The 11,130-nt window shown below is 42.2% G+C and carries 9 protein-coding genes; 7 read left to right on the top strand and 2 right to left on the bottom strand.

Translation table 11 applies throughout. From position 1 onward, the window contains the following. Positions 1–13 precede the first annotated feature (13 nt). Positions 14–364 (bottom strand): ribonuclease P protein component, encoded by a 351-nt coding sequence (gene rnpA / locus GCA01S_RS02445; protein WP_017435765.1) that lies wholly within the window; start codon positions 362–364, stop codon positions 14–16. A gap of 77 nt (positions 365–441) precedes the next feature. Next, positions 442–576 (bottom strand): 50S ribosomal protein L34, encoded by a 135-nt coding sequence (gene rpmH / locus GCA01S_RS02450; RefSeq protein WP_017435764.1) that lies wholly within the window; start codon positions 574–576, stop codon positions 442–444. A gap of 479 nt (positions 577–1,055) precedes the next feature. On the opposite strand from rpmH, the gene dnaA reads away from it, so the two are divergent. From dnaA to GCA01S_RS02485, 7 genes are all read left to right on the top strand, one after another. Next, entirely contained in the window at positions 1,056–2,408 is a 1,353-nt protein-coding gene (gene dnaA / locus GCA01S_RS02455) for a chromosomal replication initiator protein DnaA (RefSeq protein ID WP_017435763.1), read from the top strand. Positions 2,409–2,584: 176 nt separating this feature from the next. Continuing rightward, on the top strand, positions 2,585–3,721 hold the full coding sequence (dnaN, locus tag GCA01S_RS02460; protein ID WP_017435762.1) for a DNA polymerase III subunit beta: 1,137 nt from the start codon (positions 2,585–2,587) through the stop codon (positions 3,719–3,721). A 101-nt stretch (positions 3,722–3,822) separates the two neighbouring features. Then, positions 3,823–4,044 (top strand): S4 domain-containing protein YaaA, encoded by a 222-nt coding sequence (gene yaaA / locus GCA01S_RS02465; protein WP_017435761.1) that lies wholly within the window; start codon positions 3,823–3,825, stop codon positions 4,042–4,044. 11 nt (positions 4,045–4,055) lie between these two features. Beyond that, positions 4,056–5,180 carry a DNA replication/repair protein RecF gene (recF, locus tag GCA01S_RS02470; RefSeq protein WP_042407006.1) on the top strand — a complete coding sequence of 375 codons (1,125 nt, stop codon included), beginning with the start codon at positions 4,056–4,058 and terminating at the stop codon, positions 5,178–5,180. Positions 5,181–5,219: 39 nt separating this feature from the next. Next, positions 5,220–7,142 carry a DNA topoisomerase (ATP-hydrolyzing) subunit B gene (gene gyrB / locus GCA01S_RS02475; protein ID WP_042407008.1) on the top strand — a complete coding sequence of 641 codons (1,923 nt, stop codon included), beginning with the start codon at positions 5,220–5,222 and terminating at the stop codon, positions 7,140–7,142. Positions 7,143–7,205: 63 nt separating this feature from the next. Then, positions 7,206–9,692 carry a DNA gyrase subunit A gene (gene gyrA, locus GCA01S_RS02480; RefSeq protein ID WP_042407012.1) on the top strand — a complete coding sequence of 829 codons (2,487 nt, stop codon included), beginning with the start codon at positions 7,206–7,208 and terminating at the stop codon, positions 9,690–9,692. Positions 9,693–9,821: 129 nt separating this feature from the next. Then, positions 9,822–10,901, top strand: a complete 1,080-nt coding sequence (locus tag GCA01S_RS02485; protein WP_042407015.1) for an HD-GYP domain-containing protein — start codon at positions 9,822–9,824, stop codon at positions 10,899–10,901. Positions 10,902–11,130: the final 229 nt, after the last annotated feature.

Below are 11,130 nucleotides of genomic sequence, written 5' to 3' on the forward strand. Positions count from 1 at the left end.
TAATTTAACCGTTTTATTTTTCCCTTTTTTTCAAGACTCCTGCCTTTCGCAATACATGAATCAAGCTTTTCTTTACCTCAAAAAAATCCATTTCCGCAACCGGCAGCCTAGCAATAACGACGTAATCTTTGCCTGGCATAATCTCCTCTTTCATTTCCAGGAAACATTGGCGGATGTAGCGCTTGATTCGATTTCTTACCACCGCTTTTCCAAGCTTTTTACTCACCGATAACCCGATCCGAAAGTACGGTTGTTCCGGCCTGTCCAGTATATAAATGACAAACTGCCGATTCGCCATCGACGTGCCGCGCTGAAATACCTCTTGAAACTCTTCGTTTTTCTTTATGCGGTACTTTTTCTTCATGTCCCGGAAACACTCCATCTTTTTCAGTATCTATTCACTCTATCCTTGCGAAAAAAGACCACTGAAATTTCAGTGGCCTATGCAGATAACACTTTTCTTCCTTTACGACGACGGCGCGCGAGCACTTTTCTACCATTTCTCGTGCTCATGCGTGCGCGGAATCCATGGACTTTGCTGCGCTTCCGGTTATTTGGTTGATATGTTCGTTTCATCTATGACACCTCCCTAGGGAATAACTGTTACGGGCAGTCTTTCTCATTATATTGAACAATCTCATAAAATGTCAACCGCTTGGAACGTTTCTCTCACTTTATAAAAATTGTGGATAATTTTTTTAGACATAATCTGAATATCCACATTATTTATCGACATTTTTTTCACACTTTTCACTATGTGGATAATTAAGTTTTTCACAACACTTTTGTTTTGTGGATAATTTAAAAAATCCGTTGCAACATGCCATTTTATTTGCTATTATTATTGTGTTTTCACTATGGATAATGGTGTGGATAAAGAAAAATATCCACATTTTGTGGATATGTTGTGGATATATTTTTTCACAGCCTGTTTATAATGTTATCCACAAGTGGTGAATTTTGTCGAAAAGCCGCTTTTTTCCTTATTATATGTTATTTCCACAAATTTATTTTTTAAACAGATTATTATCCTCTGAGTAAGGGAGGGGCAACGGTTGGAGAATATCCATGATTTATGGAATCGCGTGCTCGGGGAAATCGAAAGAAAAATTAGCAAGCCAAGCTTTGAAACTTGGCTAAAATCAACAAAAGCCCACTCTTTACGAGGTGACACGCTTGTCGTCGTAGCCCCAAACGAATTTGCAAGAGACTGGCTGGATTCCCGCTACTCTCATTTAATTGCGGAAACGATCTACGATATTACTGGTGAAGAACTGTCAATTAAGTTTATTATTCCTCCTAATCAATCAGAAGATGATTTTGAGTTTCAGCGATCCTCGAAAAAACAGCGGAAACCATATGAAGATGCATCAGATTTTCCGCAAAGTATGCTGAATCCAAAATATACGTTTGACACGTTTGTCATCGGTTCTGGCAATCGTTTTGCCCATGCGGCTTCTCTCGCAGTGGCGGAAGCCCCGGCAAAAGCGTATAATCCGCTTTTTATTTACGGTGGAGTCGGCTTAGGGAAGACTCACTTAATGCACGCGATCGGTCACTATGTTATCGAACACAATCCGTCGGCTAAAGTTGTTTATTTATCTTCGGAAAAATTTACAAATGAGTTTATTAACGCGATTCGCGACAACCGTCCTGACGATTTTCGCAACAAGTATCGAAATGTCGATGTTCTATTAATTGATGATATTCAATTTTTGGCCGGAAAAGAACAAACGCAAGAGGAATTTTTCCATACGTTTAATACACTGCACGAGGAAAGCAAACAAATCGTTATTTCCAGCGACCGGCCGCCGAAAGAAATTCCAACGCTAGAAGACCGTCTTCGCTCACGGTTTGAATGGGGGCTTATTACCGATATCACTCCTCCAGATTTGGAAACGAGGATCGCTATCCTCAGAAAGAAAGCAAAAGCGGAAGGATTTGATATTCCGAATGAAGTGATGCTGTACATTGCCAATCAAATTGATTCCAACATCCGTGAGCTAGAGGGTGCCCTTATACGCGTTGTCGCCTATTCGTCGCTGATCAATAAGGAAATTACCGCTGACTTGGCTGCAGAAGCCTTGAAAGACATTATCCCAAGCACAAAGCCGAAGGTCATCACGATCCAAGATATTCAGCGCGTCGTCGGCCAGCACTTTAATATCAAACTAGAAGACTTTAAAGCGAAAAAAAGAACGAAATCTGTCGCTTTTCCACGCCAGATTGCCATGTATCTTTCCCGCGAGCTCACAGACTGTTCATTGCCAAAAATCGGAGATGAATTTGGAGGACGTGACCATACGACCGTCATCCATGCGCATGAAAAGATTTCAAAACTTTTGCAATCGGATGTACAGCTGCAAAAGCATATAAAAGAAATTCAAGAGAAATTGAAACAATTGTGAATAATAGGCGCAGATTTATGCACAGCCTATCCACATGTGGACAGGCTGTGCTTCCTTTACTTCATTTACTTATCCACATTTCAACAAGCATTATTACTAGTATTACGATTTTGTTTTTTATTTTTTACTATAAAAAAATAATTTATTTCCCTAATCATTTTAGGAGGCATTGCAAGATGAAAATTGCCATTGATCGAGAATCGCTAGCCAAAAGCGTTCAAGATGTGATGAAAGCCGTATCGCCACGCACAACCATTCCAATTTTGACAGGAATTAAAATTACTGCGACCTCACAAGGAGTAACATTGACGGGAAGCGATTCCGATATTTCTATCGAATCGTTCATTCCTGTGGAAGAAGAAGGTAAACTGCTTGTTGAGGTAAAAGAGACTGGCAGCGTTGTATTGCAAGCGCGCTTTTTTGCCGAGATCGTTAAAAAATTGCCGCAACAGACAGTGGAGATAGAAGTAGGACCAAACTTTTTAACGGTCATTCGTTCCGGCAAAGCGGAATTCAACTTAAACGGTCTTGATCCCGATGAATATCCAAGATTGCCGCAAATTGAAGAAGAAAATATATTTAAAATCCCAACGGATCTATTAAAAACGATCATTCGCCAAACGGTATTTGCCGTTTCAACATCGGAAACGCGGCCAATCTTGACAGGTGTCAACTGGAAGTTTGAAAACGGAGAACTTACTTGCACGGCGACAGACAGCCATCGTCTGGCGTTAAGAAAGGCAAAAATAGAAACGGAGAATCCGCAGTCGCATAATGTTGTTATTCCGGGAAAAAGTCTAAACGAATTAAGTAAAATTTTAGATGACAGCAATGATCCGGTTGATATTGTCGTTACGGCTAATCAAATTTTATTTAAAACAAAACATTTGCTATTCTTTTCCCGCCTGCTTGATGGAAATTATCCGGAAACTGCCCGCCTTATTCCAACGGATAGCAAAACCGATATTATCGTGAACGCAAAAGAATTTCTGCAGGCGATCGACCGCGCCTCTCTATTAGCGAGAGAGGGAAGAAACAACGTGGTAAAACTAACCACACTCAATGACGGCATTATCGAAATTTCTTCCGTTTCTCCGGAAATCGGGAAAGTAACGGAAGAAATTCAAAGTGAATCCGTTGAGGGAGAGGAATTAAAAATTTCCTTTAGCGCAAAATATATGATGGATGCGCTTAAAGCGCTCGATGGCACCGACATTAAAATCAGCTTTACTGGCGCAATGCGGCCGTTTTTGCTTCGCCCTTTGCATAACGATTCGATGCTTCAGCTTATCTTGCCGGTAAGAACGTATTAATAAAGAAAGCTGCTACCGTAATAGCAGCTTTCTTTGCTAGTATGTCATTTTTTCGTTAAAATAAAAAAATGGGCAGTTTTAAGAAAGTGAGCGATGAACAGATGGAGAAGAAAGTAGCAATCACAACGGAAACGATTACACTTGGACAATTGCTCAAACTTATTCAAGCCGTCAGTACAGGCGGTGCAGTGAAATGGTTCCTGCAAACAAATGAAGTGTTGGTCAACGGAGAAAGGGAAGACCGGCGCGGCCGAAAGCTAAAAAATGGCGATAAAGTCGAAGTGGAAGGATTGGGCACGTTTATTGTAACGAAAGCAGAGTAGGTGAAGAGCCGTTGTTTTTAACGCACTTATCATTAAAAAATTATCGTAATTATGAAAGCCAAACGTTGGAATTTATGAACAATGTAAATATTATTTTGGGGGAAAATGCTCAAGGAAAAACAAATATGATGGAAGCTATCTATGTATTGGCGATGGCGAAGTCGCATCGCACGACAAACGACAAAGAGCTTATTCGCTGGAATGAAGACTATGCTAAAATAGAAGGAAAAGCAGTAAAAAAACACGGAGCGTTATCGCTTGAGTTAATCATTTCCAAGAAAGGGAAAAAGGCGAAATGCAATCATATTGAACAGCAGCGGCTAAGCCAGTATGTCGGTCATTTAAATGTTGTGATGTTCGCCCCGGAAGACTTAAATTTAGTGAAAGGAAGCCCGCAAGTAAGACGCCGTTTTATTGACATGGAAATCGGGCAAGTTTCCCCCGTTTATATACATGATTTAAGTCAATATCAAAAGCTTCTGCAGCAGCGCAATCACTATTTAAAAATGATGCAGACGCGCGAGCGGCAAGATGAAACGATATTAGATATTTTAACAGAGCAGCTGATTCCGCTGGCGGCGAAAATTACGCTGAAGCGCCATGAATTTTTGTTTTTGCTCGAAAAATGGGCAGCGCCCATTCACCATGAAATCAGCCGCGGATTAGAACAGCTGCAAATTCAATATGAATCGTCTATTGATGTATCAGAAAAGGTAGAATTGTCGAGAATAATAGAAGCATATAGCGAAAAGTTTGCTACAATAAAAGAAAGGGAAATCCAGCGGGGAATGACGCTTGCCGGCCCGCATCGTGACGATATTTCATTTATTGTAAATGGGAAAAATGTGCAAATCTTTGGCTCTCAAGGGCAACAACGCACAACAGCATTATCCATCAAATTAGCGGAAATTGAATTAATCTTTTCTGAACTTGGCGATTACCCCATTCTTTTACTTGATGATGTGCTATCGGAACTGGATGACTATCGGCAAACCCACCTCCTTGATACGATCCGGCGAAAAGTACAAACATTTGTGACGACGACAAGCATTGACGGGATTAAACATGACATCATTAAGGAAGCAGCCATTTATAAAGTCCATTCCGGCTCCATAACCGCCCCTTCCTGTCATTAATGCTTTGAACGTTTGGAAAGAAAGCGTAGGTGATTGGACATGACAATGGAACAAAAAGTCGAACATACGTATGATGCGAGCCAAATTCAAGTATTAGAAGGGCTGGAAGCAGTCCGAAAACGACCGGGGATGTATATTGGTTCCACTGGCCCAAAAGGGCTGCATCATCTCGTATGGGAGATTGTCGACAACAGTATCGATGAGGCGTTAGCCGGTTATTGTACGGAAATAAACGTGACGGTCGAAAAAGATAATAGCATTACGGTTACAGATAACGGTCGCGGCATCCCTGTTGACATTCAAGAGAAAATGGGACGTCCGGCTGTTGAAGTGATTATGACCGTTCTGCACGCCGGGGGCAAATTCGGTGGCGGCGGTTATAAAGTATCGGGTGGACTGCATGGAGTTGGCGCTTCTGTTGTCAATGCTTTATCAGAGAAATTGGAAGTATATGTATACAGAGACGGAAAAATACATTATCAAAAATATCAGCGCGGCGTTCCTTGCACCGATTTGCAAGTGATTGGCGATACAGATCGGACAGGCACTACCGTTCATTTTAAACCTGATCCAGAAATTTTTACAGAAACGACCGAATTCGATTATGAAACGTTGGCAACTCGTCTCCGTGAGTTAGCTTTTTTAAATCGCGGTCTCAAAATTACGCTTGAAGATAAGCGGGTAGAAAACCGAAAAAATGAATATTGTTACGAAGGCGGTATTCAATCTTACGTTCAACATTTAAATCGGACGCGTGAAGTGCTTCATGAAGAGCCGATTTATATCGCCGGCGAGCGCGACGGCATTCATGTCGAAATTGCGCTTCAATACAATGATAGTTATAGCAGCAATATTTATTCATTTGTGAATAACATTCATACGTACGAAGGCGGAACGCATGAATCCGGTTTTAAAATGGCACTGACGCGCATTATTAACGATTACGCACGCAAACAGCAAATTTTTAAAGATAATGATCCAAATTTAACTGGCGAAGATGTCCGCGAGGGGTTAACAGCAATCGTTTCGATTAAACATCCGGCTCCGCAGTTTGAGGGACAAACGAAAACAAAGCTTGGAAACAGCGACGCCCGGACGGTTACTGATGCGATTTTCTCGGAACAGTTTGAAACATTTTTATTGGAAAATCCAACGATAGCAAGGAAAATTGTGGAGAAAGGAATGATGGCGGCCCGAGCGCGCGTAGCGGCAAAAAAAGCACGCGAGCTGACGCGGCGAAAAAGCGCGCTTGAAATTTCTAACTTGCCTGGAAAACTAGCGGATTGTTCCTCAAAAGACCCTTCCATCAGTGAATTGTATGTGGTCGAAGGAGACTCTGCCGGCGGTTCGGCCAAACAAGGACGGGATCGTCATTTCCAAGCGATTTTACCGCTGCGCGGGAAAATTATTAACGTTGAGAAAGCACGCCTAGATAAAATTTTGTCGAACAATGAAGTTCGTGCCATTATTACCGCACTGGGCACGGGAATTGGTGAAGACTTCGATATTACAAAAGCGCGCTACCATAAAATCATTATTATGACCGATGCGGACGTCGATGGCGCCCATATTCGCACATTGCTGCTTACGTTCTTTTACCGTTATATGCGCGAATTTATCGAGCGGGGATATGTATACATCGCCCAACCGCCGCTTTATAAAATTGAGCAAGGCAAACAAGTAAGGTACGCCTATAACGACCGGCAGCTCGAGAAAATTCTTGCGGAATTGCCAGAAAACCCAAAGCCGACGATTCAGCGTTATAAAGGTCTTGGCGAGATGAACCCAGAGCAGTTGTGGGAAACAACGATGAATCCAGAAACAAGAACGCTGCTTCAAGTTAGTTTGCAAGATGCAATTGAAGCTGATGAAACGTTTGAAATTTTGATGGGAGACAAAGTAGAACCACGAAGACAATTTATCGAAGAAAACGCAAGGTATGTAAGAAATTTAGATATTTAGTTTGGAGAGTGTTGAGCAATCACCCTCCCCACTCCAAATTTTTTATAAGGGAGGTTTTCTTGAATGGCAGAAAATCAACATCCGCGCATCCGTGAAGTCAACATTAGCCAGGAAATGCGTTCCTCGTTTCTCGATTATGCGATGAGCGTCATCGTATCGCGGGCATTGCCTGATGTGCGCGACGGGCTAAAGCCTGTGCATCGCCGTATTTTATATGCCATGCATGATCTTGGCATGACCGCGGACAAACCATACAAAAAGTCGGCCCGCATCGTCGGCGAAGTCATCGGGAAATATCACCCGCACGGCGATGCAGCCGTATACGACACGATGGTCCGCATGGCGCAAGATTTTAACTATCGCTACATGCTTGTCGATGGACACGGAAACTTCGGATCGATTGACGGCGACGCAGCTGCCGCGATGCGTTATACAGAAGCGCGCATGTCCAAAATCGCGATGGAACTGTTACGCGACATTAACAAAGACACGATCGATTATCAGGATAACTACGACGGTTCGGAGAAAGAACCAGTCGTTTTGCCGTCGCGCTTTCCTAATTTATTGGTAAACGGCTCATCCGGAATCGCCGTAGGGATGGCGACAAATATTCCGCCGCATCAGCTCGGCGAAGTGATCGACGCCATTTTGGCATTAAGCAAAAATCCTGATATGACGGTGGCCGATTTAATGGAATACATTCCAGGGCCAGATTTTCCGACGGCGGGGCAAATTATCGGCCGCAGCGGAATCCGTAAAGCATACGAAACAGGGCGCGGCTCGATCACATTGCGTGCGAAAGTTGAGATCGAACAGCAGTCCAACGGAAAAGAAACGATCATCGTCCGTGAGCTTCCTTATCAAGTCAACAAGGCAAAATTAATTGAACGCATCGCGGAGCTTGTCCGCGAAAAGAAAATTGATGGCATTACCGATTTACGCGACGAGTCAGACCGGAACGGAATGCGGATCGTCATCGAAGTGCGCCGCGATGCCAACGCTAAAGTCATTTTAAACAATCTATATAAACATACAGCATTGCAAACAAGCTTTGGCATTAACATGCTTGCGCTTGTTGATGGTCAGCCGAAAGTGTTAAATTTAAAAGAATGTCTGGAGCATTATTTGGAACATCAGAAAGTAGTGATCCGCCGCCGGACAGCTTACGAGCTGAAAAAGGCGGAAGCCCGCGCCCATATTTTAGAAGGGCTTCGCGTTGCTCTTGATCACCTTGACGAGGTGATTAGCCTAATCCGTAGCTCACAGACGACGGAAATCGCTAGGGAAGGGCTGATGAAGCAGTTTTCGCTCAGCGAGAAACAGGCGCAAGCAATTTTAGATATGCGTTTGCAACGGTTAACTGGATTAGAACGAGAAAAAATTGAACAAGAATATCAAGATCTTGTCCGTTTCATCGCTGAATTAAAAGCGATTTTAGCGGATGAGGAAAAAGTGTTGCAAATTATTCGCGACGAGCTAACGGAAATTAAAGAGCGGTTTAACGATGAGCGGAGAACGGAAATCGTCATTGGAGGAGCCGAAGAATTTGACGATGAAGATTTAATTCCGCGCGAACATGTCGTCATCACCCTCACACATAAAGGGTATATTAAGCGTTTGCCTGTTTCTACGTACAGAAGCCAAAAACGCGGTGGACGAGGCGTCCAAGGCATGCATACGACCGAAGACGATTTTGTCGAACATCTTTTGATTACGTCGACTCATAACACCATTTTATTCTTTACGAATAAAGGCAAAGTATACCGGGCGAAAGGATATGAAATTCCGGAATACAGTCGGACCGCGAAAGGACTTCCGCTTATTAATCTTTTAGAACTGGATAAAGATGAGTGGATTAATACGATTATCCCTATTCACGACGAATTTGACGACAATTTATATTTGTTCTTTACCACAAAACAAGGCATTGCCAAGCGTTGTCCACTTTCTGCCTTCGCCCATATTCGAAACAACGGTTTAATCGCAATCCATCTGCGCGAAGGGGACGAGCTTATTTCGGTTAAGCTAACGGATGGATCGAAACATATTATTGTCGGGACGAAAAACGGAATGCTTATCCGTTTTCCGGAAACCGATGTCCGCACAATGGGACGGAGTGCAACGGGAGTGAAGGCGATCACGCTTGATGAGGATGATGAAGTAGTAGGCATGGAAATTTTAGAGGATGATTGTGATGTATTAGTCGTGACGAAAAACGGATATGGCAAGCGCACCCCTGCCTCTGAATATCGTCTGCAAAGCCGCGGCGGAAAAGGAATTAAAACATGTAATGTGACGGAGAAAAACGGTCCAGTTGTTGCGGTGAAAACGGTCAACGGGGACGAAGACTTAATGCTTATCACGACAAGCGGTATCCTCATTCGCATTGCTGTCAGCGATATTTCACGAGTAGGAAGAAATACGCAAGGGGTAAAGTTAATTCGTCTATCGGAAGAAAATGAACATGAATATGTTGCTACGGTAGCGAAAGTTCCAACAGAAGAAAAAGAGGAAGAGAGCCAAGAGAGGCAAGAGAGTTATTCATTATAAATAATAAAGGTGTCCGAAAGCTTTGTTTTCGTGACACCTTTCTTTTTTATATACGCATAAAGTACTACAACTAATTTCCTAATAATGTTAGTATAAAATTACACGAATAAAACATGGGAGTGTATAGCGATGATTCGGGTAAAGCTTCGCCAGTTACAAGAAGGATGTATTCTTGCTGAAGATGTGCTGGGGAAAACGAAAAAACCAATTATGCTAAAAAATACGGTAGTGACATCAACGTTATTAAACGTATTAGAAAAATTTTTAATTGAGGAAGTATGTGTCGAGCCAGTTTTGGCGAACGGCGAGCCGTTCCGCCCGACAGAATTGCCTGAAGCGCACCATGACGGTTCTATAAGCAACGAACATTCGATATCTCTTTACCTGAAAGCGGTTCAAAAATATAAAAAAGCGTTTCAGTCATGGCAATCTGGTTTCCCGATTGACATCGCCGAAGTAAGAAATATGATTATTCCATTGTTAGACAAATTTATACACAATAAGAGAGAGTTGTTAATATTATACCGTTATGCGACAGACGAAGATTATTTATATCACCATGCGGTTAGCGTCGGGTTGCTAGCAGGTTTTTTAGCAAAACAAATGGATTATAGCAGAGGGGGGTGTTATCAAATCGCGCTTGCGGGTGTATTGTCCGACTGTGGAATGGCAAAGGTCGATAAAAGGCTTTTAACAAAGCGGTCCGCACTTACTGCTAGCGAATACAAAGAAGTACAGCAACATACCATATTTGGCTATCGAATGGTGCAAAAAATAACAGCTTTAAAACAAGGGACAAAGCTAGCAGTATTGCAGCACCATGAACGCATTGACGGAAGCGGCTATCCGTTTGGCATTCGTGGCCAGCAAATTCATCCATACAGCAAAATAGTGGCGGTAGCGGACATGTATCATGCGATGACTTCCGAACGCCTTTATCGACGCAAACAGTCGCCCTTTAAAGCGCTGGAAAAAATGCAAATCGAGCAATTTGGCAAATTAAGCATGGAGGCAATAAAAGTACTGCTAGATCACTTAGCCAACTTTCAAACAGGGACGGTGGTTAAATTATCAAACGGCGAAATAGGCAAAATTATTTTTATACAGCCGGAAGAACCGACAAGACCAATTGTTAAACTAGCCAACAAAGAGAAATTTCTTTCTCTAAGTGAACATCGAGATATATATATCGAGGAAATTATTCATTAATAACGCTGGTGGATAAATATTTTTTCTTAAAAAAATACTGTTGAATATGAAAGACAAACATGATAGAATCAATTTTGCTTGATTCAATGTGTTTTGATAAATAATTTGTAAAAAAGTGTTGACTTTTAATTGTCTATGAGTTACTATTTAATAGCTGTCATCTTTAAGAGATGAAAGTTCCTAAAGTTCCTTGAAAACTAAACAAAACGCAAGCGTCAATCAAAAACAA

It is taken from the genome of Parageobacillus caldoxylosilyticus NBRC 107762, assembly GCF_000632715.1.
GTDB classification, from domain to species: domain Bacteria; phylum Bacillota; class Bacilli; order Bacillales; family Anoxybacillaceae; genus Saccharococcus; species Saccharococcus caldoxylosilyticus.